This window comes from Amycolatopsis sp. QT-25 (assembly GCF_029369745.1).
GTDB lineage: Bacteria > Actinomycetota > Actinomycetes > Mycobacteriales > Pseudonocardiaceae > Amycolatopsis.
Genome location: NZ_CP120210.1, coordinates 7436725 through 7460489 on the forward strand (window position 1 = coordinate 7436725; position 23765 = coordinate 7460489).

The 23765-nt window shown below is 70.2% G+C and carries 21 protein-coding genes; 9 read left to right on the forward strand and 12 right to left on the reverse strand.

The window, feature by feature from the left end:
- Nucleotides 1–300 precede the first annotated feature (300 nt).
- Nucleotides 301–2766, forward strand: a complete 2466-nt coding sequence (locus P3102_RS34835; protein ID WP_276364903.1) for a DEAD/DEAH box helicase — start codon at nucleotides 301–303, stop codon at nucleotides 2764–2766.
- A gap of 12 nt (nucleotides 2767–2778) precedes the next feature.
- Here P3102_RS34835 and P3102_RS34840 read toward each other — a convergent pair whose 3' ends face one another.
- The 8 genes from P3102_RS34840 to ssd all read right to left on the reverse strand — a co-directional run bounded on the left by P3102_RS34840 (nucleotide 2779) and on the right by ssd (nucleotide 8251).
- Nucleotides 2779–3405: a bifunctional DNA primase/polymerase gene (locus P3102_RS34840; protein WP_276364904.1), complete on the reverse strand. Its 627-nt coding sequence runs from the start codon at nucleotides 3403–3405 to the stop codon at nucleotides 2779–2781.
- A gap of 419 nt (nucleotides 3406–3824) precedes the next feature.
- Complete coding sequence (locus P3102_RS34845; RefSeq protein ID WP_276364905.1) at nucleotides 3825–4181, reverse strand: Rv3654c family TadE-like protein; 357 nt, start codon at nucleotides 4179–4181, stop codon at nucleotides 3825–3827.
- Nucleotides 4178–4516 (reverse strand): TadE family type IV pilus minor pilin, encoded by a 339-nt coding sequence (locus P3102_RS34850; protein ID WP_276364906.1) that lies wholly within the window; start codon nucleotides 4514–4516, stop codon nucleotides 4178–4180. The genes P3102_RS34845 and P3102_RS34850 overlap by 4 nt, the downstream gene beginning before the upstream one ends.
- Nucleotides 4516–4689 (reverse strand): DUF4244 domain-containing protein, encoded by a 174-nt coding sequence (locus tag P3102_RS34855; protein WP_276364907.1) that lies wholly within the window; start codon nucleotides 4687–4689, stop codon nucleotides 4516–4518. Before P3102_RS34855 ends, P3102_RS34850 begins: the two co-directional genes overlap by 1 nt.
- Nucleotides 4690–4729: 40 nt before the next feature.
- Complete coding sequence (locus P3102_RS34860; RefSeq protein WP_276364908.1) at nucleotides 4730–5308, reverse strand: type II secretion system F family protein; 579 nt, start codon at nucleotides 5306–5308, stop codon at nucleotides 4730–4732.
- Entirely contained in the window at nucleotides 5302–6042 is a 741-nt protein-coding gene (locus P3102_RS34865) for a type II secretion system F family protein (protein WP_276364909.1), read from the reverse strand. Before P3102_RS34865 ends, P3102_RS34860 begins: the two co-directional genes overlap by 7 nt.
- Nucleotides 6039–7181: a TadA family conjugal transfer-associated ATPase gene (locus P3102_RS34870; protein ID WP_276364910.1), complete on the reverse strand. Its 1143-nt coding sequence runs from the start codon at nucleotides 7179–7181 to the stop codon at nucleotides 6039–6041. The genes P3102_RS34865 and P3102_RS34870 overlap by 4 nt, the downstream gene beginning before the upstream one ends.
- Nucleotides 7178–8251, reverse strand: coding sequence for a septum site-determining protein Ssd (ssd, locus tag P3102_RS34875; protein ID WP_276364911.1), 1074 nt, complete (start codon nucleotides 8249–8251; stop codon nucleotides 7178–7180). The genes P3102_RS34870 and ssd overlap by 4 nt, the downstream gene beginning before the upstream one ends.
- 582 nt (nucleotides 8252–8833) lie before the next feature.
- Between ssd and P3102_RS34880 the strand changes: the two genes are divergently transcribed.
- From P3102_RS34880 to P3102_RS34905, 6 genes are all read left to right on the forward strand, one after another.
- Nucleotides 8834–9628, forward strand: a complete 795-nt coding sequence (locus P3102_RS34880) for an HAD-IB family hydrolase (RefSeq protein ID WP_276364912.1) — start codon at nucleotides 8834–8836, stop codon at nucleotides 9626–9628.
- A gap of 575 nt (nucleotides 9629–10203) precedes the next feature.
- On the forward strand, nucleotides 10204–12018 hold the full coding sequence (locus P3102_RS34885; RefSeq protein WP_276364913.1) for a glycoside hydrolase family 3 protein: 1815 nt from the start codon (nucleotides 10204–10206) through the stop codon (nucleotides 12016–12018).
- A complete protein-coding gene (locus tag P3102_RS34890; protein WP_276364914.1) occupies nucleotides 12015–13283 on the forward strand; it encodes a DUF1343 domain-containing protein in 1269 nt (422 codons plus the stop codon). Before P3102_RS34885 ends, P3102_RS34890 begins: the two co-directional genes overlap by 4 nt.
- Nucleotides 13284–13294: 11 nt before the next feature.
- Nucleotides 13295–15070, forward strand: coding sequence for a serine hydrolase (locus P3102_RS34895; RefSeq protein ID WP_276364915.1), 1776 nt, complete (start codon nucleotides 13295–13297; stop codon nucleotides 15068–15070).
- A gap of 237 nt (nucleotides 15071–15307) precedes the next feature.
- Nucleotides 15308–16279, forward strand: a complete 972-nt coding sequence (locus P3102_RS34900) for a MurR/RpiR family transcriptional regulator (RefSeq protein ID WP_276364916.1) — start codon at nucleotides 15308–15310, stop codon at nucleotides 16277–16279.
- A 17-nt stretch (nucleotides 16280–16296) separates the two neighbouring features.
- On the forward strand, nucleotides 16297–17226 hold the full coding sequence (locus tag P3102_RS34905; RefSeq protein ID WP_276364917.1) for an N-acetylmuramic acid 6-phosphate etherase: 930 nt from the start codon (nucleotides 16297–16299) through the stop codon (nucleotides 17224–17226).
- A gap of 246 nt (nucleotides 17227–17472) precedes the next feature.
- Here the strand turns inward: P3102_RS34905 and P3102_RS34910 are convergent, their stop codons facing one another.
- A complete protein-coding gene (locus P3102_RS34910; RefSeq protein ID WP_276364918.1) occupies nucleotides 17473–18642 on the reverse strand; it encodes an MFS transporter in 1170 nt (389 codons plus the stop codon).
- A 51-nt stretch (nucleotides 18643–18693) separates the two neighbouring features.
- Here P3102_RS34910 and P3102_RS34915 point away from each other — a divergent pair, with 51 nt between their 5' ends.
- Entirely contained in the window at nucleotides 18694–18999 is a 306-nt protein-coding gene (locus P3102_RS34915; RefSeq protein WP_276364919.1) for a helix-turn-helix domain-containing protein, read from the forward strand.
- Here the strand turns inward: P3102_RS34915 and P3102_RS34920 are convergent.
- Nucleotides 18976–19833, reverse strand: a complete 858-nt coding sequence (locus P3102_RS34920; RefSeq protein WP_276364920.1) for a PHB depolymerase family esterase — start codon at nucleotides 19831–19833, stop codon at nucleotides 18976–18978. The genes P3102_RS34915 and P3102_RS34920 overlap by 24 nt on opposite strands.
- Nucleotides 19834–20005: 172 nt before the next feature.
- On the opposite strand from P3102_RS34920, the gene P3102_RS34925 reads away from it, so the two are divergent.
- Nucleotides 20006–20590, forward strand: a complete 585-nt coding sequence (locus tag P3102_RS34925; RefSeq protein ID WP_276364921.1) for a nitroreductase family protein — start codon at nucleotides 20006–20008, stop codon at nucleotides 20588–20590.
- On the opposite strand, the gene P3102_RS34930 is transcribed toward P3102_RS34925, so the two are convergent.
- Both P3102_RS34930 and P3102_RS34935 read right to left on the reverse strand, forming a co-directional pair.
- Nucleotides 20568–22412: a GAF domain-containing protein gene (locus tag P3102_RS34930; protein ID WP_276364922.1), complete on the reverse strand. Its 1845-nt coding sequence runs from the start codon at nucleotides 22410–22412 to the stop codon at nucleotides 20568–20570. The two genes, P3102_RS34925 and P3102_RS34930, sit on opposite strands and share 23 nt — an antisense overlap.
- Nucleotides 22409–23743, reverse strand: a complete 1335-nt coding sequence (locus tag P3102_RS34935; protein WP_276364923.1) for an MFS transporter — start codon at nucleotides 23741–23743, stop codon at nucleotides 22409–22411. The genes P3102_RS34930 and P3102_RS34935 overlap by 4 nt, the downstream gene beginning before the upstream one ends.
- Between the last annotated feature and the right edge of the window lie 22 nt (nucleotides 23744–23765).

Genomic DNA, 23765 nt, shown 5'->3' on the forward strand with positions numbered 1-23765 from the left:
GCCGTTGGCCAACGACGATCCGCCGAGGGATCCGGCGGCTCGTACGTTGACATGGGGATCTGAGTCGAACGTCACGCTAGTCGCACTGCAAGGCACGTCTCACATGACGCTCGCCACAGACGGTGTGGATTGCGGGAGTGTATTGGTAGTGGGATGGAGGACGGCAAGGCGTCCCCGCCACCATACGTTCCGTAATCGTGTGAGGCTGGTCACTGTATCGATCATCGGCGGCCGGATCCGGCGCCTGTTCCGTCCGGCGGCGGCCCGTTTCTGTCGGTGCGCTGTGCGAAGCTTCCGAAGGTGGACGGCACGGCGGAATCCGGTAAGGGTCGGCGGCTTCTCGATCGCGCGACGGCGGGAATCCCGGCTTCGCTGTACCCGGTCACCCATGTGGCCGAACTGCCGTCACGCCCGGCGGATTCGGTGGACTGGCCGGAGTGGGCGGCGGCCCCGGTCGTCGAGGCGCTGAAGGCGAACGGCGTCAAGGCGCCGTGGCGGCATCAGGCGGAAGCCGCGTCGCTGGCCCGCGAAGGCCGGCACGTCGTGATCTCCACCGGCACCGCGTCGGGCAAGTCGCTCGCGTACCAGTTGCCGGTGCTCTCGGCACTGACCGAGGACGAGCGGGCCACGGCGCTGTACCTGTCCCCGACCAAGGCGCTCGGTGCCGACCAGTTGCGCGCCGTGTCCTCTTTGGACATCAAGAAGGTACGAGCCGCGTCGTTCGACGGCGACACCCCGCTCGAGGAACGGGACTGGGTCCGCGCGCACGCGAACTGGGTGTTCACGAACCCGGACATGCTGCACCGCGGGATCCTCTCGTCGCACGCGCGCTGGTCACGGTTCTTCCGGCGGCTCTCGTTCGTCGTCGTCGACGAATGCCACAGCTACCGCGGCGTCTTCGGCTCGCATGTGGCGCTGCTGCTCCGCAGGCTGCGGAGGGTCGCGGCGTACTACGGCGCCTCTCCGGTCTTCGTCCTCGCGTCCGCGACCACGGCGGACCCGGCGGCGTTCGCCGTGAAACTCTCCGGACAGGACTGCGTCCCGGTCACCGAGGACGGCTCGCCGCGCGGCGCCCGCACGGTCGCGTTGTGGGAACCCCCGCTGCTGTCGGAACTCTCGGGCGAGAACGGAGCCCCCGTGCGGCGCTCGGCCGGCGCCGAAGCTTCCCGGATCCTCGCCGAACTGGTCATCGAGGGTGCCCGCTCGCTGGCCTTCGTCCGGTCGCGGCGAGGAGCGGAGCTGACCGCGCTCGGCGCCCGGCGGATTCTGTCCGAAGTGGACGGTGCCTTGGCGGAATCCGTCGCCGCGTACCGCTCCGGGTACCTGCCGGAGGAGCGGCGCGCCCTCGAAGCGGCGTTGCTCTCCGGTCGGCTGCTCGGTGTCGCGACGACGAACGCGCTCGAACTCGGCGTCGACATCGCCGGGCTGGACGCGGTGGTGCTCGCCGGCTACCCGGGAACGCTCGCGTCGTTCTGGCAACAGGCCGGCCGGGCCGGGCGAGCGGGTGACGCGGCGCTCGTCGTGTTCGTGGCCCGCGACGATCCGCTGGACACCTATCTCGTGCACCATCCGGCCGCGATCCTGGACCGGCCGGTGGAGGCCGCCGTGCTCGACCCGTCGAATCCGTACGTGCTGGGGCCGCAACTGGCCTGCGCCATCGCCGAACTCCCCTTGACCGCCCCGGAGGTCGCGGCCTTCGGCGGTGACGCGGCGCGTGCGGTGCTCGCCGATCTGGTCAAGGAGAAGATCGTCCGGCGCCGCACGAGCGGCTGGTACTGGACTTCGCGCGACCGGCCGCACTCCGAGGTCGGCATCCGTGGTTCCGGCGGCGAGCAGATCGCCGTGGTGGAAGCCGACTCCGGCCGGATGCTGGGCACGGTCGATCCGGGTTCCGCCTACTACGCGGTGCATCCCGGCGCGGTGTACCTGCACCAGGGTTCGTCCTACGTGGTCGACGAACTGGAGCTGGAGACCGGGCTCGCCCTCGTGCACGCGGAGGATCCGGACTGGACCACTTCGCCACGCGAAATCGTCGACATCAGCGTGCTGCGCACCGAGGAGACCCGGACCCACGGCGGCATAACGGTGAATCTCGGCGAGGTGTCGGTGAGTTCGCAAGTGGTCGGCTACTTGCGGAGGCGGCCGTCGGGCGAGGTGCTGGACCAGACTCCGCTCGACCTGCCGGAGCAGAGCCTGCACACCCGCGCCGTCTGGTACACGATCTCGGCGGAGCTGCTCGGTCTGTCCGATGGCGTGGCGGGGACCGGGGGCCATCGGCCGGAGGCCGAGGTTCCGGAGCCGGCGGGGACCAGCGGCTCCGAGGTGGGGACCGGGGAACTTGGCGGAGCACCGGGGACGGACGCCGGATTGGATCCGGCGCGCGTCCCCGGTGCCCTGCATGCCGCCGAGCACGCGGCGATCGGCCTGCTACCGCTGTTCGCTACGTGCGACCGCTGGGACATCGGCGGAGTGTCGACCGCGTGGCACGAAGACACCGGGGAGGCGACGGTGTTCGTGCACGATGGCCATCCCGGGGGTGCGGGATTCGCCGATCGCGGTTTTGCCGCGATCGTCCCTTGGCTGGCCGCAACGCGGGAGGCGATCGTTTCCTGCGAGTGCCCGGCCGGCTGCCCGTCCTGCGTCCAGTCGCCGAAGTGCGGGAACGGCAACGATCCGCTGGACAAGGCGGGGGCGGTGGCTGTACTGGACACCGTGCTCGGGGCGTTGCGTCAGCACGGATCCCGGTCCGGCCACCTGTTGGCTTGACCTTGGGGTTGATCAGGCGGCGGTGCTCAGGGTCGCCACCGGGGCGACGGCCTTGTCACCGGCCAGCGCACGAACGAGCACGTCGTGCACCTCGGCGGCCTCGGGCAGCTGCCAGCCCCAGACCTCGGGCTTGACCCGCCAGTGCACGACACCGTGCTGGAACGGCGACGGCGGCAGCGGGATGTAGTCGTTCGCGCCGTGCCACTGGATCGAAGTCTCGTCGGCCAGTTCCCGCGGGATGCTCGTGGCGACGGTGGTGAGGAACAGCCAGCGGCCGTTCGGCATCGCGACGATCGGCGCCGGGTGGCCGGTGGCGCGCAGCAGACGGGCCGCGGCCTTGCCGAGTTCGTCGTCGACCTCGATGGCGTCCAGCACGGTGCCGGTGGCCACGAGCAGGCTGTGCGTTTCGTCGCCGAACCAGGTGGCGACCTCATGGGGATGGGTCACCGTCAGTTCACGCCAGTCGTCTTGGGCCGGGACGGGACGCCGCCAGGTGAGGTCGTCACCTTCGGCGGTGAGCACCGCGGGCTCGGCACCCGGGAGCACCGGCCAGCCACGCCAGGCGAGACCGATCGCCTCCGCCCGCATTTCGATGCGGAAGGCGCCCCGCCAGCTGTCCGGCCAATTCGCGTCCAACATTACTGTCCCTGCCTCAGGTCAACTCTGTCCTGTGTCTGTCTCTGTCGCACCGGCCTCGGCGAACTTCTCGAAGTGGCGCATGTCTCAATAAACGGCAATTTGCATATCGGGAGAAGACCTCACGCGACAACCGGCGGTTACGCAGCGATGAACGCGCCGCAGGGCGACCGGACGGACCGAACCCCGGAAGTCCGGTCAACCGCCGTCTCCGACCGGACCGGGGCCGTTCGTCGCAGCGGACGTGGGCTTCCGGCCTCTGTGACGGTGCTCACGGCGAGCGGCGGACGACCGTTCGGCGGAGCGCTGATCATCTTTTCGACCGCTCGCCGTACGGCAACGACCGCTGCTCGCGCCCAGCGATCACTCATACGTACTTCCGGCCGGTCCCCGCCCGGCGACCGTTCATCGTGCGACGCCCGTCACGGTGGCCGGTCGACCGGACCGGCCCTGGCCCGTGCCTCCGCCCGTCCGACGGCCGCCAGGTGCCCCGACGGCTCCGAACGCACCTCGACCAGGGCATCACCGCGTTCCCACCGGCAGGTGAGCAGCGTGGCCGACATCCGGACAGTGACCTGCCGCGCCCGTTCACAGGCCGCGCCGGGACCATCCGTCGCGTGCGAGGCCGCCGCGAGTGCCGCGAGATCGGCGGCGGCCTCGGCGCGATGCCGGGTCGTGACGGCGGCGCCGAGCCAGAAGGCGAACACCGCCGCGCCGATCAGGATGGCGACGATCGAGGCGGTCCACGCGGTCGCGACGCCACGATCGTCCGTGGTCACGGCCCGCTCCCCGGCTCGGCGATGGCGAAGGCACGGGAACTCAGCCGGATGCCCGGCAGGAGTCCGGCCGCCGGTGCGGCTTCGACACCGGCGGAGATGGTGTCGCCTTCCCGGACGACGTCCAGCCGCGCGCCGCGGGGCGCGATCTCCCGGACCGCCTGTTCGGCACGGGCGGGCTGGCCGCGGGCGAGGAGCCTGGCCGCCTCGCGGGCCGCGTCGGTGCAGCGGAGCTGGTCGGTGGCGACCCCGATCCCGGCGAACAGCAGCACCGAGACGAAGGTCAGCACGCCGATGCCGAGCGCGGCCTCCACCGTGACGGATCCGCGGTCGGGCATCAGAACTTCACCGACAGGGCCCGCTCGATGAGCCCGGTGAGCCCGGCGACGACGGATTCGCTGCTGACGACCAGGTAGAGGACGGTGGCCAGCGCGGCGGCGGCCAGGGTGGCGATGGCGTATTCGATCGTCGCCATGCCGCCGTCGTCGCGGAAGGTGGGGAGCTTGTCCATGGAATCGCCTTTCGGATCGGTGTGGTCGGTGGCCCGACTCTCAGATGACGCCGCCGAGACGGCCGGCGAGGCCGAGCACGACGGGCAGGACACCGAGGCAGAGGAACGCGGGCAGGAAACAGAGGCCGATAGGTGCCGCGAGCAGCACTCCGGCCCGTTCGGCGCGTTCTTCGGCTTCGGCGGAGAGCGATTCGCGCAGTCTTCGCGCGAGGTCTTTCGCGTGTGTCGCGAGCGCGGTGCCCGCTCTCGCCGTGCGGACGGCAGCGACGGACAGTTCGGTCAGGCCGGGCCGATCGCGGATCGGGGCCCAGGCTTCCGCCGGCCCGATACCCACGGCGAGGCGCGCCGCCACCGAACGCAGGGCCGCCGCGGTCTCCGCTGACGCGGCCGGTACGACGGCCTCGAGCGCGACAGGTACCGGCAGCCCGCCCGCCAGGCAGGCGGCCAGCAGATCGAGCGTGGCGGCGGACCGGAGGAGTTCGGACACGCCTCTCTCCCGAGGCGGTCGTTCCCGAAGCCAGGTGAGGAGACGGCTGGTCCGCGCGATGGGCCGGGCGGTGACGTGCGGCCACGAGAAGACAGCACCGCCCAGCAGGATCAACGCCGTTCCGGTCAGCATGGCGCCACCCGCCCGGTGAGTGTCCGGCACCAGGCCGTGCCCGCCCAGATCAGCCCGCTGCCGACGACGAGCAGGAACTGACCGGCACCCGTCCCGGTGAGGACGCCGAGCGGGCTCGCTCCCATCGCCTCGCCGAGCGGCAGGCACACCAGCGGGAGGACGGCGAGCACGGTGGCGCTCGCCCGTGGACCGGCCATCTTGGCGTCGAGACGGCGGCGGAAGCCGATCTCCGCCTCGGCGTCCCGGCGCGCGGCGTCGAGGACGTCGGCCATCGGAAGCCCGAACCGGTTCGCGAGGGTCCAGGCGTTCACCAGTGCCGATGGCGCGTCCGGATCGGCGGTCTCGCCACCGAGCCGGGCGGCCGCGCTGAGTCCGCGCAGCCGCTCGGACGCCGCCGGCACCGCCTCCGCGGTGGCTTCGGCCGCCGCCACCGGATGAGCGCCCGCCCGGAGTTCCCCGATCATCGTCCGCAGCACGGACGCGGTGAGTTCGGCTTCGGCCAGTGCCGCCTTCGCCCGCGTCCGCCACCGGTGCTCCTGGCGGACGGTCAAGCTCACCACGAGCGTCGCCACCGCCCAGCCGATCCCGAGGAGCGGCAGGACGAGCAACGCGGGCAGCGGCCACCAGGCCGCGCGGACGACTCGGGGCAGCCGACGGCCGAACGGCGTGCTTGCCACGGGCCTCGGCCAGCAGGCCAGTGCCGCGCCGCAGGAGAGGAGGATCCAGGGGTTCACGCGGCCATCTCCTCGAACGGCGTCTCGTCGCCGATCCAGTCGCCCTCGCTCCAGATCGGGACGACCTTGGCCTCGCCCCGGAACGACCGGAGGACGCCGACCTCCTCCAGCCGCCGGATCCCGCCCGGCAGGCGGCGCATGTGCAGTACCACTCGCACCGCCGCGGTCAGCTGGCTGTGCAGGGCGTCCCGGTTGAGCCCACCGAGCGAGGCCAGCGCCTCCATCCGGGCCGGGACCTCCATCGGTGAATTGGCGTGCAAGGTGCAGCCCCCGCCCTCGTGTCCGGTGTTCATCGCGTTGAGCAGCGCGCAAACCTCCGCGCCGCGTACTTCGCCGACGACCAGGCGGTCCGGGCGCATGCGCAACGCCTGCCGCACCAGTTCGCCGAGGCCGATCTCACCCGCGCCCTCGACGTTGGCCGGGCGGGCGATCAGGCTGACGAACTGCGGATGATCCGGTTGCAGTTCGCCGGCGTCCTCGACGCAGACGATGCGTTCGCCCGGCGGCACCGCGCCGAGCAGCGCGGAGAGCAGGGTCGTCTTGCCCGCCCCGGTCCCGCCGGACACCAAGAACGCGAGCCGTCGCCGGATGACCGCATCGAGCAGCTCCGCGCCGCTGGTGCCGAACACCCCGCGCAACCGGAGCTCGGCGAGATCGTGCGTGGCCGGCCGGAGGACGCGGAGTGAAAGCGAAGTCCCGGCGGGTGCGATCGGCGGGAGGACCGCGTGCATCCGGATCCGGCGTCGCGGCCCCGCCCCCGGCAGCCAGCAGTCGGCGAACGGTTGCGCGTCGTCCAGCCGTCGCCCACCGGCGAGGGCGAGCCGCTGGGCCAGCCTGCGAACCGCTTCCTCGTCGGTGAAGCGGACCTTCGTCTCTTTGAGACCTTCACCGTTGTCGGCCCAGACCTCGTCGGGGGCGGTGACGAGAATGTCGGTGACACCGGGCTTTTCGAGAAGCGGCGCGAGTGGACCAAAGCCGACGAACTCGTCACGCGCCAACCGGACCGCGCCGAGGACGGCGTCTTGACCGAGCGCCCCGCCGGCTTCGGCACGGACCGCCCGCGCGACACTCACCGGATCCGCCGGGACGGCCGATCCGGCCAGCCGCCGCCGGACCCGCTCGACCAGATCGTCGGTCATCGCGAGGCACCGGCCAGGTTTCCGCGTGCGGCGGCGAGGACCTCAGTGGCGGCCGTGGCCAGATGCCCGCGGGGTTTCACAAGGAATTCGCCGCGATCGAGAGCCGCCGAGAGGGATCTCTCGCGGCCCATCGACGTGATGAGCGGGACGCCCACGGCGTCGGCGATCTCCTGGGGGATCAGCCCGGCGGGTGACGGCCCCCGGACCGCGACACCGATCCGTGTCGCGTGGGGTTCGAGCCTGGCGATGACCTGTTTCGCCGCCGCGCAGGCTCGGAGTTCCGCGGGGACGACGACCACGACCAGATCCGCCAGCCCGAGCACGGCGGAGGTTTCGGTGCCGAAATACCTCGGCAGATCGCAGACGACCGTCCGCCCCGACCGCCGTCCGGCGCACAGCACGCCCTCGATCGCGTCCGGTCCGGGACCGCGCCCTTCCCTGCCATAGGACACAAAGGACAGTGAGCCGGTCGCGTATTTCTTTCGTGGCAGGGCTTCGCTCAACGCCGTCATCGACACCCTGCCACCGAGGTCGAGCTCCGGCCAGCGCGGCCCGCGATCGCGTTCGGCGGCGAGGAGGACGTCGACCCCGCCGCCGAGCGGGTCGCAGTCGACGAGCAGGCCGCCACTGCCGGACTTCTCCGCCCGGTACGCGACCGCGGCCGCCAGTACGGAAGCGCCGGCTCCGCCCCGCCCGCCGATGACCCCGATGACGACGCCATCGTCCCGCGCGGGCCCGTCCACGACGTCGGCGAACTCGCCGATGAGGTCGCTTTCCTCGTCCGGTAACGAAAGGACCTTTTCCGAACCGGTGTTGAAGGCACGCTCCCACGTCACCGGCGTCGGCGCGCCCTTGCAGACGAGCAGGACCTTGTTCCGCCGCAGCAGGCGATTCGGTGTGCTCGCGGCCTCCTCGTCGAGCACCACGAGCGGCGCGCGGGCCCATCTCCCGCGGGCGGCGTCCAGATCCGGCGCCCGTTCGACCTCACAGCCCGCGGCCGCCGCCACGCGCAGGATCTCGTCGAGCAGGATGTCGTCTCCGGCGACGACGAGCGGATGTTCCTCGGTCATGATCTCCCCAGTGTTCGGTCGGACTCGGGTTGTGCCTCCACGGTCCCGCCGCTTCCGGCCGCGCACAACGCCGTTCCGTCCCGCCTGTGGACAACCGGGGTGTTGTGGACAACTCCGCCGCGGGGAACCGGTTTCCCGACGGTTCCGTCGGTCCTCCCCGGCACACTTCCGGCTTTCCGCTCGCCCTGCTCCCTCGCCGAAAACGCGAGCGGAAATCGTTGAGAACAAAGAAAATTACCGAACGCCGTCGATTTCGGCCTTGCCCCGACGAGCTTTCCGCGGCCGCCAAGGTCTGAACCATTGGCAGGGCGGGAAGTCAGAGGGCGGCCCTCGCCAGGGGGGAGGGACGAGGGCCGCCCGGGGTTCAGCCCCGGGGGGTCGGACTGAACCTGGGCCCGGTGCTGCACCGGACAATCTCACTGTAACTCCGCTAGCCGCCCCTTGCGGGTGGCGCCGGTACCCACAATTCGATAACGGCACGACGCGCCGGATCCCGTGTGCGGTCGTGGATTTTCCACCGCGGTATCCCCGTCGTGGTCCACCAACGGGCGGGCCGTCACGCGGCTCTCCTATCCTTGGCGGGTGGACCGACCCAGCACGACGCCGAGCACGGTCGCGGCGTTCTTCGATCTCGACAAGACGATCATCGCCTCCTCGAGTGCGCTGGCCTTCAGCAAGCCTCTTCTGCGCGAAGGCCTGATCAACCGCCGAGCCGCGCTTCGCAGTGCGTACGCCCAGCTTGTCTTCTCCCTCGCGGGCGCGGACGCGGCGAAGACCGAGCGGATGCGGGCCGAGGTTTCCGCGCTGTGCGCCGGCTGGGACGTCGCTCAGGTGTCCGCGATCGTCCGCGAGACGCTGCACGACGTCGTCGACCCGCTCGTCTACGCGGAAGCCGCGGCACTGATCTCCTCACATCGCGCGGACGGGCACGACGTCGTCGTGTTGTCGGCGACCGGTGAGGAGGTCGTCGCCCCGGTCGCCGAAATGCTCGGCGCGACGCGCAGTGTGGCCACCCGGATGCAGATCGTGGACGGTCGTTACTCGGGCGAAGTCGATTTCTACTGCTATGGCGAGAACAAGGCCGTCGCCGCGAAGCAACTCGCGGCGACGTACGGCTACGACCTCACCCAGTGCCACGCGTACACCGACTCGAGCACCGACATCCCGCTCCTCGAAGTCGTCGGACGGCCGCACGCGGTCAATCCCGACCGCGTCCTGCGCAGGCACGCGACGGAACAGGGCTGGGAGATCCTCGCCTTCGAGCACCCGATGTCGCTGCGGACGCGGATCCCGGCGCGGTCGGCGGGGCTGGTGGCGCTCAGCGCCTTCGCCGCGGGGGCCACCTGGTACGGCTACCGGCGCAAACGCCCTCGCTGAACGCGCACCCACACGGCGGTACCGAACCGGTTTTCGCAGCCAGGGTGGCGAATTGTCCGTCGCGGAGGGTGCCCGTGTCACCAGATCGAGCCTCTGTACCGGTGCACCCGTCTGCGCCCTTGAAGTGATCCGGCTCACGGCGTAGAAAGAAGGTGCGGACGTTCGGTCGGCCAGGGAACAGGTAGAAGAGAAGCCTGTTCCACCCCGGCGAATCTCCGTGTGCGGACACCGGGTACCCACGCGCAGCGCGCCGCGGGAGGCTCGTCGTCTAGGGACTGCGTACCGGGACGCCGGACGCCGAGTCCATGAAGGTACGACCAGAGTTGCACGCTTGGTCGCCCGAGTCGCCCGCACTGCTTGGCGGCGCCCGCCGGCTTCGGCCGGCGGGCGCCGCCAGTGTTTCACCCTTGTTTTCAAGCGTGACTGGCCCGTTCGCGTCCCTTTGTGTACGAACGGACCGTTCGCGGGGGTGGCCGATGGACAAGCAAAGTGCTCGTGGGTAGCTTCCGGATATCAGTGCTTCCAGGTGGACTTCTTTCCACCTGAGCGTCAGGCACGAATCTGGGAGGCTTGAGGTGACGACCCGAACCGCGCACGCCCGTCATCGGAGGATCCATGCGCTCGCCGTGCCCCTCGCGGGCCTGCTCACCCTCGCCGCCGGAGTCGCGGTGGGCGTTCCGGCGACCGCGCAGCCGATGACGGCCGACGTGGCGGCGCAGCGGACGCTGCGCGGACTGACCCTGGAGGAGAAGGTCGGCCAGCTGTTCGTCACGTGGGTGAACGGGAAGTCCGCCGACGAGGTCAACGCCAAGAACAAGACCGACTTCGGCGTGGACACCCCCGCGCAGGTGATCGAGAAGTACCACCTGGGCGGCGTCATCTACTTCAACAACGACAGCCGCGACAACTTCGACGATCCGGTGCAGGTCGCGAAGCTGTCCAACGGGCTCCAGCGGGCCGCCCTCCGCAGCGGCGCACACGTCCCGCTGCAGATCGCGACCGACCAGGAGGGCGGCACGGTCACCCGGATGGGCGCGCCCGCCACCGAACTGCCGAACGCGATGGCGATCTCGGCGGGCCGTGACGCCAAGGCCGCGCGGGAGGCCGCCCGGATCCTCGGGCACGAACTGCGCGCCGTCGGCATCAACCAGGACTTCGCCCCCGACGCCGACGTGAACTCCAACCCGGCGAACCCGGTGATCGGTGTCCGGTCCTTCTCCGGCCGCCCCGAGCTGGCGAGCGAGTTCGTCGGAGCCCAGGTCAAGGGTTTCCAGGACTCCGGACGGCGCTTCGAGACGGTGTCCGCCGCCGCGAAGCACTTCCCCGGTCACGGCGACGCCGCCACCGACAGTCACCACGAGCTGCCCAGGATCGACCGGAGCGAGGCCAGCTGGCGCGAGACCGACGTGCCGCCGTTCAAGGCCGCGATCAAGGCGGGCATCGACTCGATCATGAGCGCGCACATCCAGTTCCCCAGCCTCGACCCGTCGGGCGAGCCCGCGACGCTGTCGAAGCCGATCCTCACCGGCAAGCTGCGCGAGGAGCTCGGTTACCGCGGTGTCGTCGTCACGGACTCGCTCTCGATGGACGCCGTGCGCGAGAGGCACAGCGACGCGGAGATCCCGGTGCTGGCACTGAAGGCGGGCATCGACCAGCTGCTCATGCCGGTGAACCTCGAACTCGCGATCAACTCGGTGCTCGACGCCGTCCGCACGGGTGAGCTGACCGAGAAGCGCATCGACGAGAGCGTTCTCCGGGTGCTCAAGCTCAAGCTGAACCGGGGCATCCTGACCTCGCCGTTCGTCGACCCGGCCAAGGTCGCTTCGAAGGTCGGCACCCCGGCCAACCTCGCGACCGCGCAGGGCATCGCCGACCGGTCGATCACCGCGATCCGCAACGACGGCGGCGTCCTGCCGCTCGACCGGCAGCCCGCGAAGACGCTCGTGACCGGCTGGGGCGTGAGCACGACGACGTCGCTGGCCGCGAAGCTCACCGCGCACGGAACGCGGGCGACGGCGTTGCAGACCGGCCAGACACCGACCGACGCGCAGATCTCGCAGGCCGTCGCGGCGGCGAAGGACGTCGACCTCGTCGTCGTGCTGACCAACAACGTCGGGACGTATCCCCTGCAGGGCAAGCTGTTGCAGGCGCTGGCCGGCACCGGGAAACCCGTCGTCGCGGTCGCCGCCCAGATCCCCTACGACGCCGGCTACGAGAGCCCGGTCAAGACGTGGCTCGCCACGTACGGCTACATCTCGCCTTCGCTCGAAGCGCTGGCGAAGGTGATCCTCGGGAAGGTGAAGCCCCAGGGCAAGCTGCCGGTGGACGTCCCCGCGGGCAAGGACGTCGGCACGGTGAAATACCCCTTCGGCCATGGGCTGACCTGGTGAACCTCAACCGCCGCCACTTCCTCGCCACCGGCGCGCTCGCGGTCCCCGCGCTGACGGCCGGGTCCTCGGTCGCGGGGGCGCACCCGGAAAGCGAGAGCAAAGGTCCCCCGCTCACCCGCACCGGAGCGGACGTGCTCGCCGCCAAGGGCTGGGCACCGCTGTCCGGCCGCAAGCTCGGCGTGCTGTCGAATCCGACGGGTGTCCTGGCGAGCGGCGACCACATCGTCGACTCGATGGTCGCCGCCGGGGTCCGGCCGCTCGCCGCGTTCGGGCCGGAGCACGGTTTCCGCGGCAGCGCGCAGGCGGGTGGCTCCGAAGGCGACTACACCGATCCGCGCACCGGCGTGCCGGTGTACGACGCGTACGGCGCCGACGCGACCAAGCTCGCCGGAATGTTCACGAAGGCGGGTGTGGACACCGTCGTCTTCGACATCGCCGACGTCGGCGCGCGGTTCTACACCTACATCTGGTCGCTGTACACGGCGATGGTGGCGGCGGCGAAGGCCGGCGCGGCGGTCGTGGTGCTGGACCGGCCGAATCCGCTGGGTGGCCGGGCCGCCGGGCCCATGCTGAACCCGGCGTTCGCCTCGGGTATCGGCCGGAAGCCGATCGTGCAGCAGCACGGCATGACCGTCGGTGAACTCGCGCGGTTCTTCGCGGCCGAGTTCCTGCCCGCCGAGGGCGTCACGCCGGGCAAACTGGAGATCGTGGAAGCGCGCGGCTGGCGGCGTGACCAGCTCTTCGACCGCACCGGGCTGACCTGGGTCCCGCCGAGCCCGAACATGCCGACGCCGGACACCGCGCTCGTCTATCCCGGCACCGGGATGTTCGAGGGCACCGTGTTCTCCGAAGGCCGCGGAACCACCAGGCCGTTCGAGATCATCGGCGCGCCCGGTCTCGATTGGCGCTGGCGTGAAAGGCTCGGGGAACTGCGGCTTCCCGGTGTGAAGTTCCGTGAGGCGTACTTCGTGCCGACGTTCGGCAAGTTCGTCAACGAACCTTGCGGTGGCGTGCAGGTGACCGTCACCGACGCGCGGGCGTTCGACGCCATCCGCACCGCGGTCACCATGTTCGTCACCGCGAAACAGGTGCACCCGGACAAGTTCAGGTGGCGGCCCGACAACTTCCTCGACAAGCTCTCCGGTTCCGACAGGCTGCGCACGATGATCGACAACGGCGCCGGGGTGGACGAGATCGTCGGGTCCTGGCAGGCCGAACTGGCCGAGTTCGACCGGAAACGCCGTCGCCATCTCATCTATCGCTGAGGGAGCCGACCTTGCGTGTTAGGAAGATCCTGATCGCGGCTGTTTCCGTCTTGGTCGCGGCGACCACGCTGTCGACGGCGGGAGCACAGGCGATTCCGGATACCGGACGACAGGGAGACCGCGCGGCGGGCCGGTTCGACAAGCCGCGCGAAGGCTTCGCGCCCGCCTCCACCGTCCTGCGCGACGGCGCTCCCTCCGAGGTAGGCCTCGATCCGGCGCCGATCAAGGCGGCCGAGCAGTTCATCGAGAGCTGGACGAGGCCGGACGCCACCGGGCATCCGCACTTCTCCGGAGCGGTCGGCCTGCTCGCGCACGACGGCGTGGTCGTCGAGCGCCAGGCCGTGGGCGGCGCTGTCCGCTACGCCGACGCGAAGGGCACGGAACTGCCACCGGAGCAGCAGGTGCCGATGCGCGCGGACACCCTCTTCGACCTGGCCTCGATCTCGAAGCTGTTCACCTCCATCGCGGTGATGCAGCTGGCCGAGACGGGCAAGCTGGACATCTCGGCGCCGGTGGTGCGCTATCTGCCCGAGTTCGGGGTGAACGGCAAGGAGGCCGTCACCGTCCAGCAGCTGCTCACGCATGTCTCGGGCTTCGCCGCGACACCGCTCCCGTCGCTGTGGGAGGGCTACCCGGACATCCCGTCGCGCCGGAAGGCCGTCCTCGACAGCCCGCTGAAGAACGCGCCCGGCAGTACGTACCTGTACTCCGACATCAACCTGCTGACACTCGGCTTCCTGGTCGAGAAGCTGGCCGGGGTACCGCTGGACAAGGTGGTCCAGGACCGCATCGCCGGCCCGCTGGGGCTGGCCGACACCGGTTACAACCCGCCGGCGTCGAAACTCGCCAGGGTCGCGGCGACCGAGTACGCCGCGAAGCCGCCCCGTGGGCTGGTACGCGGAGTGGTCCACGACGAGAACGCTTGGTCATTGGGTGGTGTCGCCGGGCACGCGGGCGTCTTCTCCACCGCCTCGGACCTGGCCGTGCTGGCGCAGACGATCCTCAACGGCGGCGCGTACCGCGGCGAGCGGATCCTGCGTCCGGAGACCGTGCGGGCGATGCTGACGAACTACAACCACAAGTTCCCCGACGACTCGCACGGGCTCGGCTTCGAACTCGACCAGCCCTGGTACATGGGCGCGCTGTCGGCGCCCTCGACGGCGGGCCACACCGGGTTCACCGGGACCTCGCTGGTGCTCGACCCGCTGTCGAGGTCGTTCGCGATCCTGCTCACCAACCGCGTGCACCCGACCCGGAGCTGGGGCTCGATCAACCTCGCCAGGGAGGCGTGGGCGAGCTCGCTGGCCAAAGCGATGGCGGTCCGCCCGGCGCACGGCCGTGAAGCGTGGTTCAGCGGCGCCGGGGACGTCTCCACGGCAACGCTCACGACTCCGCCGTTACAGACGCGCGGCGGGCCGTTGAGGGTCTCCTTCGACACCTTCGTGGACACCGAAGGCCCCTCTGATTCCTTGATCCTGGAAATAAGTACCGACGACGGAGCAACCTGGAAATCGATTACTCTGCGTGCAAACGGACCAGGCGCTCCCGCCGGGGATCAGACCGGTCTGCGTGGGCACGGCCATCGCGCTTGGTGGCGAGTCGCCGCCGAGGTGTCACAAAGCTCACAAATCACCCTCCGCTGGCGTTACACGACCGATGCCCGTTACACCGGACGCGGAATTTCTTTGGACAGTGTGAAAGTCACTGAACGAGGCCGCACACTGCTGGACAGTGAGCATAATCCCCCTACCTTCGTCGCTACCGGCTGGAAATTGAGCACTCGGTAACCAATCGGCTCCATTGCGGTGACCGTACTGCCCCGTTGACCGGGACACAGCCCCTTGCGTCGCGACACTAAGTTGCCAAGTCGTTAGCTCGACCTCGTTAACGGCCTCGACCTGGTTAGCGACTTTCTGGTCAACGATTAATCGCAAATCGAATCCGCAGACACGGATAGGTTGCGATCTTCCCGAAGGGTGTGGGTAGCCTTGTCGCAGATGCCAACGGTTAGTAACTTTCCCACGGTGGGCGATACCGAATCCGTGATCGCGGCCGTACCGTCCGAGGCCGTGCCGGCGCAGCCGACACGGGACGCTGACGCGAGCCCGCTGGTCCGGATCCGCTCCCTGCTGCCCGGGCTCGCCCGGGCTGAACAACGTGTCGCGAAGGTCGTCCTCGACGACCCCGCGACGGTCGCGCGGCGCAGCATCACCGAAGTCGCGCTCGCGGCCAACACGAGCGAAACCACCGTCACGCGGTTCTGCAAGGCCGTCGGTGTCGGCGGATATCCGCAGCTCAGGATCGCCTTGGCGGCCGACACCGCCCGCACGGAGGCCCGGTCGAGCCGGAACCTCGGCGGCGAGATCGGTCCGGAGGACGACCTGGCCGCGGTGATCGGCAAGGTGAGCTTCGCGGACGCTCGTGCCGTGGAAGAGACCGCCGACCAGCTCGACATCCCGTCGCTACAGAGGGTGATCGACGTGCTGGCGGGCGCGGGGCGGGTGGACGTCTACGGCGTGGGCGCGAGCGCGTTCGTGGCCGCGGACCTGCAGCAGAAGCTGCACCGCATCGGCCGGGTGAGCTTCGCCTGGTCGGACACGCACATCATGCTCACCTCGGCCGCCGTGCTGAGCCCCGGAGACGTCGCGATCGGCATCTCCCACACGGGCGCGACCACGGACACCGTCGAGGCGCTGCGCGTGGCTCGCGAGCACGGCGCGAGCACCGTCGCCGTGACGAACTTCCCGCGTTCGCCGATCACCGAGGTCTCCGACCACGTACTGACCACGGCCGCGCGGGAGACGACGTTCCGCTCGGGTGCGACCGCCAGTCGCATCGCACAGCTGACCGTCATCGACTGCCTGTTCATCGGGGTCGCGCAACGGCACATGGACGCGTCGGTCAACGCGCTCGACGCGACCAGGGACGCGGTTGGCTCGCACCGGCTGGGCGTCCGGCCCGACGGCAGGCGGCGGCCGCGGGAAACCGGCAAATGAGCGAAAAAGTGAGGCGCATGATGACCGTCCCACGCCAGGTGGTGCACGTCGATTCGCCAACCGAACAGCGCAATCCACGGACGACCGACATCGACCTGATGTCGACCATGGGCATCCTCGGCGCGATCAACGCCGAAGACCGCCGGGTCCCCGAAGCCGTCGCCGCGGTGCTGCCGCAGGTGGCACGGGCGGTCGACTTCGCCGTGGAAGCGCTGCGGTCGGGCCACCGCGTGCACTACTTCGGGGCCGGCACCTCCGGCAGGCTGGCGACGTTGGACGCGGCGGAGCTCGTGCCGACGTTCAACGTGCCCTCCGACTGGTTCATCGCGCATCACGCGGGCGGCGCACGCGCGCTGCGCCAAGCCGTCGAAGACGCCGAGGACAACGCGAAGGCCGGAGCCGCCGAGGTGACCGAGTCCGTCGTGCCCGGCGACTTCGTGCTCGGGTTGACGGCGTCCGGCCGGACTCCCTTCGTCCTCGGCGCGCTGGCCGCGGCCAGCCGTCGCGGCGCGCGGACCGCTCTGGTCTCGGGCAATCCGGCCGCGGTGCCGCCGCCGGGTGTCGATGTCCTGATCGCGGTGGACACCGGCCCCGAGGCGATCGCCGGGTCGACGCGGATGAAGGCGGGCACGGCGCAGAAGATCATCCTCACGGCGTTCTCCACCGCGACGATGATCAAGCTCGGCCGCACGTACTCGAACCTGATGGTCAGCATGCGGGCGACCAACGCGAAGCTGCGCGGACGGACCATCCGGATCCTGCGCGAGGCCACCGGAATGAGCATGGCGGACTGCTCCGACGCGCTCACCGAGGCCGACGGCGACCTCAAGGTCGCGCTGGTCCATCTGCTGTCCGGCGAGGACGTCGCGAACGCGGCGAAGGCGCTGGCTGCCAACGATGGCCACGTACGCAAGGCTCTCGACTCCCTGCGGGTGCGCGCGAGCTGAACCGATCGCCCGGGCTCCCGGATCTTCGCGACCGAGAGACCGGGTGGGCACGGCACCGGCGGACAGACCCGTTCATCCCGACGCCTCGCTCACGCGACGCGAACGGGTGTCCGCCGCCGGCATCGGCTGGGGACCCTGCCGCTTTTCGTGGCGCCGCGCCGGTACGGGCTCGGCGCCACGGGCGGGTCCGGAATCGGCCCTGCGTCGACCGGACCGATAGCAAAGGTCCCTTGCTCTCACTTTCGGTCAGGCGGGCTGAGCCACCCGCCGCCGCGAAGGGACCGAAAGCGCGAAGGCGAGCAGAGCGACGAAGGCGGCGACGGGGCCGACCCACCAGACGCCCGCCGACGACAGGACGACGCCACCCAGCGCGGCACCGAGGGCACCCCCGGCGTAGATCGCGGAGCCGTTGAGCCCCAGGGCGACCGTCGGCGCGTCGGGCGCCAGCGAGAACAGCCGGTGCTGCTGCGGCACCATGAGCATCCCGCCGAACATCCCCGAGGCCAGCGCGAAGACCAGCGCGCCGGGCAGGCTCAGCACGGCGACGTCCAGCAACGCCAGCGTCGCGACCGTACCGGCGAGCGAGACGGAGCGGACGCGCGCGGAACCGAGTGAGTCGGTCGCCCGGCCCGCGAAGGCGTTGCCCGCGATCTGCCCGATCCCGAAACCGACGAGCAGCCACGAGATCAGCGCGCCCGCCGCCACGGGTGCCACCAGCACCGGCAAGTACACGAAGGCCGCGAAGCCCGCAGCGGTACCGAGGACGCTCACGCCGAGCACACGCGCGATCGGCGGCCGCGCGACGACGGCGAGTCTGGCGCGCAGGGTCACCGTCGGCATCCGGACGCCGGGCAGCATCGGCACGAGCAGTGTCACGACCACGGCCACGGCGCCGATCCCCCACATGACCGCGCGCCAGCCGAACCAGTTCCCGGCAAGCACGCCGATCGGCACGCCGAGCACCATCGACACGCTCATCCCGGCGGAGACGGTGGCCAGCGCGCGGCCGCGGCGCTCGTCCGAGGCCAGTGCCCCGGCGAGGACGTAGGCGTTGGATTGGAACGCGGCGGCGCCGAGGGCGGCCAGCACGCGTGCGACGGCGACCACGGCGAAGGAGTCGCCGAGCGCCTGACCGGCCATGCCGATCGTGAACAGCACCATCCCCGCGCCGAGCACCCAGCGCCGGTCGAGTTGGCCGGTGAACGCCGCGATGAGCGGCGACGAAAGCGCGTAGGTCACCGCGAAGACCGTGGTCAGCTGGCCCGCGACGGCTTCGGAAACCCGCAGGTCGGCGGCGATGGTGGGCAGCAGCCCGTTCAGGACGAACCCGTCGGTGCCGACGGTGAACGTGCCGACGGCGAGTACCAGCAGAGCCCCCAGGGCGAGCCGATCATTTGATGATCGTCTAATCGTCATGAGAGGTATAGTGGCCGGACTATTCGATGACTGTCAAACAGTTGGAGCGAAGTGAGCACCACGCTGTCACAGCCGGCGACCGAGGAGATCGAGATCGTGCCGGTCCTCCAGGCGCTCGCGGATCCCGTACGCCTGGAGCTGATCCGCGCCCTGCGAAGCAACCCTTCGCCGCGAAGCTGCGCCGTCACCGAGTACGACATCGAGATCAGCGCGCCGACGCTTTCCCATCACTGGAGAGTCTTACGCGAGGCCGGCCTCACGACGACGTTCGTCGAGGGCCGGACCCGCTGGGTCGAGCTACGGACCGAGGACATCCACGCGCGTTTTCCCGGGCTACTGGACGCCGTCCTCGCCTAGCCGCCATTTCGCCGCGAGTTCGCTCGCGACGCACACTCCGACGTCGAGCAGGTACGGCCCGGCCTGACCGCAACCGGCTCCCGGCGCGATCGGCTGGCCGTGTCCCATCCCGGTGACGGCGTGGGTGTCGACGGTGGCGCCGACGTCGGTCCACTGCTCGGAAAGCTCGCGCATGTTCATCGGGGCGACCGTGTGGTCCGCGGTCCCGTGCCAGACGCTGACCGGTGAACGCGGCCCCGTGCCCGCGGCCCGCACCTTGTCACCCCACTGTTGCGGGGTCAGCTCCCTGCCAGGGTTCATACAGGGGTACGCGTCGATCATCGAAGCCGCGCAGCCATAAGGCAGTCCCGCGACGACACCGTCGCCCGCGAACAGTTCCGGATACGCCGCCAGCAGCACCGAAGTCATCGCGCCCCCCGCCGAAAGCCCGGTCACGTACGTCCGGCTTCCGGCCGCGAACCGCGTCATCTGCGCGATCGATTCCGCTTCTCCGGACCCGCGCCGGATGTCGCCCGCCTGGAACCAGTTGAAGCACTTGTTGAAGTTGTTCGCCGAGACCTGTTGCGGCAGAACGATTTTGAAGCGCAGCTTGTCCGCGAGCCCCACCCAGCCGGAGCCGCGCGCGTAGCCGGCCGCGTCCTGGGTGCAGCCGTGCAGCACGACCACCGCCGGACGTCCGGACGGCAGCCCGTCGGGAACGTACTCGAACATCCGCAACGCACCGGGATTGCTCCCGAACCCGGTCACCGGGCGGATCGTCGCCGCCTGTGCCGGAGCCGAAAAGAGAAGGGTCAACGCCGAAACCACCGCACCGATGAGGAGTTTTCGCATCATCCGAGGCTAGAACCGCCACCCGCATGATTTTCACGTGGCAGACCACCACAGCGACGGCCCGCTTTGTGTGGCCGAGCCGGGTATCCGCCGTGTTTCCGCACGACGTTCACCGCGCTCGAGGGCATGCGCGCGAGCGGTGACCTGGCGGCCACTTGCGTACTAAGCTGATCGGATGGAATTCCAGGACGTCGTACGCCGCCGTCGCATGGTCCGGAAATTCACCGGTGAGCCCGTCGCGGACGAGAGTCTTCGGCGCATCCTCCGCAACGCGCTGAAGGGTCCCTCGGCCGGTTTCTCGCAGGGACAAGGATTTCTCGTCCTCACCGGCGAGGAACTGGCGAAATTCTGGGAGTTCGGGGCGAGCTGGGCGCCGGAAACCGTGACGACGGCACCGGTCGCGATCGTCCCGCTCTCGGTCAAGAACGCCTACCTCGACCGTTATGCCAAGCCGGACAAGGGTGTCGCCGACCGTGACGACTCGTGGTGGCGCGTGCCGTACTGGGACGTCGACACCGGGATGGCGACGTTGCTGATCCTTCAGACGGCCGTCGACGAGGGCCTCGGCGCGGTGTTCTTCGGGCTCGCGCCGGAAAGCGTGGAGCGGCTCCACAGCGAATTCGGGGTGCCGTCGGATCACGACCCGATCGGTGTCGTCGCGCTCGGGCACGGTGACGAGCCCGGACCCTCACCCGGCTCTTCGGCGACCAAGATCGCCCGGCGCGACTTCGAGGACGTCATCCGTTTCGGTCACTGGTGAGGCGGTGCAGCCTGAGCGCGAGCTGCAGTTCCAGTGCGCGCTCGGGCGCCTGCCATTGCTCGCCCAGCAGGGACGCGATGCGGTCCAGCCGTTGCACGACGGTGTTGACGTGCACGTGGAGCAGGTCCTTCGCCCGCGTCGAGTTGCCGCCGCAGGCGAAATACGCGCGGAGGGTGCCGATCAGGTCCGTGCCGCGGCGTTCGTCGTAGTCGAGCACCGGGCCGATCGTGGCGGTCACGTACGCACCCAGATCGGCGTGCTCGCCCAGCAGCAACCCGACGAACCCGAGATCGGCCATGCTCGCGCCCTCCCCCGCCCGCCCGAGGGCCAGCAACGACGCGACACATCGCGCGGCTTCGGCGTGCGCCACGGCCAGTTCCCGCGGTGAGGCCGCCGGGCCCGCCGCACCCACCGTCACCGGACAGTCCACTGTGGACGCCAGTTCCGCCGCCGCGGTTCTGGCCAGCGCCCCGGGGTCCGCGCCGCGGACCAGCAGGACGACCTCGTCGGCGTGGACACCGACCAGCTCCGCGTGCCGCGCGGCCGCCGTGGCCAGCCTTCGCCGGGAGACGTCGTCGGAATGCGCGATCAGCACCGCGTGCGATGTCGACAGATCGACTCCCAAGCGTCTGCCTCGTGCCAGCAACGCGGCGGGATTGCGTCCCGGCGCGGTGAGCAGGTCCGACAGCAGCTCCCCGCGTACCTCGTCCTCGGCGCGCGCGACGGAACGCCGTTGCATCAGCAGCACCGCGGTGACCACGCCCGCCCGCTCGAACAGCCGCCGGTCGGCCTCGCCGAGCGACGGCCCGCCGCCGAGGACCAGGCTGCCGAGAAATTCCTGCCCCGCCTGGACGGCACACAACCAACCGTCCTCGGTGGACACCGCCCGGCCGCTCAACCGGGACGCCGAAACGGCCGGACGCGAGAGGCTCAGTTCCGCGCCGGTGCGGGCCAGGACAACGCCTTCCGCGTCGTAGACGGCGATGGCGCCGCCGAGCACGTCCGCGACCGCGGCGGCGACCTCGGCCAGATCACCGCCGCGCAGCACGAGATCCATCAGCCGGTCGTGCGCGTCCTCGGCGCGGCGCATCGCGTCGTTGTGCGCGCTGATCGTCGCGTTGGCGGCGTTCAGCTCGGCGACCGCGCGGCGCGTCTCGTCGAGCAGGTGCGCGTTGTCCAGCGCGATCGCCGCGTGGTCGGCCAGCGACGACAGCAGCGCGACCTCGTCGGGCGAGAACTCCCGCGTGGTCCGGTCGGAGGCGAACAACACCCCGATGACCTTGCTGCCGATCGCCAGCGGCACCCCGAGGATCGCGGTCAGCCCCTCGTCGAGCACGCCGGTGTCGATCGACGACGTGTGGCGGAACCGCTTGTCGGTGAAGTAGTCCGCCGTCGCGTACGGCCGCGCGGTCTGCGCGACCAGCCCGCCGAGCCCCTCGCCCATGCCCAGCACGATGTCCTGGAACAGCGCGGAGACCGAGCCGTCGGTCACGCGGACGTAAGTGTTGCCTTCGGTTTCGTCATTGAGGCTGAGATACGAAACGTCGACGGCGAGCAACGCCCGCGCCCGCCGCACGATCGACCGGAGGACGGCGTCCGGATCGTCCAGCCGGGCGAGGTCGCTGGCCGTGTCGAACAACGCGGCCAGCTCCGCCTCGCGCCGCCGGTGTTCGGCGACGGTGTCCCTGATCCGCAGCGCCAGCTCGATGGCCTTCGGATCGACGGGAACGTGCGCCAGCTGCTCGCTGCCCGCCCCGGAGGCGAGCAGCTCGAGCAGCCGGCGCAACCGCGTCGCCGTGTCGGCACCGTCCACAGCGGTCATGCTGGCACGTGACCGCGCTCCGGGTGAACTTCGGAGTGCAGGGACACCCCCTTGGTCTCGCGGGCCGCGAGCAGCGCGATCACGGTCAGCACGCACATCGCGACCACGTAGAGCGAGACCGGGATCGTGCTGCCGAACTCCTTGAACAGCGCGACCGCGATGAGCGGCGCCACCGCCCCCGCCGCGATCGACGACAGCTGCCCACCGACCGAAAGGCCGGTGTAGCGGACCCTCGTCGGGAACTGCTCGGAGAAGAACGCGGCCTGCGGCCCGTACATCGCGCCGTGCAGCACGAGCCCGGCGGTCGCCGCGACGATGACGAGGCCGGAATTCTTCGTGTCGAGCAGCGCGAAGAACGCGAAACTCCACACCGCCATGCCGATCGCGCCGAACAGGTAGACCGGGCGGCGGCCGATCCGGTCGGAAAGAATGCCCCACAGGGGAATCGTCAGGAAATGCACGGCGGAACCGATGAGGACCGCGTTCAATCCGGCCGATTTCGGCATACTCAGCCCGGTGGTGACATAGACGAGAATGAACGCGGTGATGACGTAGTACGAAACGTTCTCCGCCATTCGCGAGCCAATGGTGATCAGCACCGCGCGCCAGCTCTTCCGGAACACCTCGACGACCGGGGCCTGTGTCGTCGCGTTGTGCTTCCGCGCGGCGAGGCTCTGTTGTGAAAGCAAAAAGGCCGGGGATTCGCTGACCGCGAGCCGGATCCACAGCCCGACCACCACGAGGACACCGGAGAGCAGGAACGGGATCCGCCAGCCCCAGCTGAGGAACGCTTCGTCGGACTGCGTCGCGGCGAGGATCGCCAGCACCGCCGTCGCGAGCAGGTTCCCGCCGGGAGCACCGCACTGCGGCCAAGACGCCCAGAACCCGCGGCGTTCGTCGTCACCGTGTTCGGAGACGATCAGCACCGCCCCGCCCCATTCGCCGCCCAGCGCGAAACCCTGCACCAGCCGCAGCAGCGTCAGCAGGATCGGCGCCAGGACACCGACGGAGGCGTACGTCGGGAGGATGCCCATCGCGCAGGTCGAACCGCCCATCAGCAGCAGGCTCAGCACCAGCAGCTTCTTGCGCCCGACCCGGTCGCCGAAGTGCCCGAACACCAGGCCGCCGATCGGCCGCGCGAGGAAGCCGACGGCGTAGGTCAGGAACGCGAGCAGCGTGCCGGTCAGCGGATCGTCGGAGGGAAAGAACAATTCGCCGAACACCAGCGCCGCGGCGGAGGTGTAGAGGAAGAAGTCGTACCACTCGATCGTCGTGCCGATCAGGCTGGCGCTGACGACCTTCGCGATCGAGCCGCGGTTCTGCGTGGTCACCGAGGGCTTCCTTTCCGGGGGG

What these genes read in the sequence shown, in the direction of transcription:
- P3102_RS34840 (WP_276364904.1), bottom strand. Translation starts at nt 3,405, where the DNA reads ATGTTGGACGCGAATTGGCCGGACAGCTGGCGGGGCGCCTTCCGCATC.
- P3102_RS34850 (WP_276364906.1), bottom strand. Translation starts at nt 4,516, where the DNA reads ATGCCCGACCGCGGATCCGTCACGGTGGAGGCCGCGCTCGGCATCGGC.
- P3102_RS34855 (WP_276364907.1), bottom strand. Translation starts at nt 4,689, where the DNA reads ATGGACAAGCTCCCCACCTTCCGCGACGACGGCGGCATGGCGACGATC.
- P3102_RS34860 (WP_276364908.1), bottom strand. Translation starts at nt 5,308, where the DNA reads ATGCTGACCGGAACGGCGTTGATCCTGCTGGGCGGTGCTGTCTTCTCG.
- P3102_RS34870 (WP_276364910.1), bottom strand. Translation starts at nt 7,181, where the DNA reads ATGACCGACGATCTGGTCGAGCGGGTCCGGCGGCGGCTGGCCGGATCG.
- ssd (WP_276364911.1), bottom strand. Translation starts at nt 8,251, where the DNA reads ATGACCGAGGAACATCCGCTCGTCGTCGCCGGAGACGACATCCTGCTC.
- P3102_RS34905 (WP_276364917.1), top strand. Translation starts at nt 16,297, where the DNA reads ATGATGACCGTCCCACGCCAGGTGGTGCACGTCGATTCGCCAACCGAA.
- P3102_RS34910 (WP_276364918.1), bottom strand. Translation starts at nt 18,642, where the DNA reads ATGACGATTAGACGATCATCAAATGATCGGCTCGCCCTGGGGGCTCTG.
- P3102_RS34920 (WP_276364920.1), bottom strand. Translation starts at nt 19,833, where the DNA reads ATGATGCGAAAACTCCTCATCGGTGCGGTGGTTTCGGCGTTGACCCTT.
- P3102_RS34925 (WP_276364921.1), top strand. Translation starts at nt 20,006, where the DNA reads ATGGAATTCCAGGACGTCGTACGCCGCCGTCGCATGGTCCGGAAATTC.
- P3102_RS34930 (WP_276364922.1), bottom strand. Translation starts at nt 22,412, where the DNA reads ATGACCGCTGTGGACGGTGCCGACACGGCGACGCGGTTGCGCCGGCTG.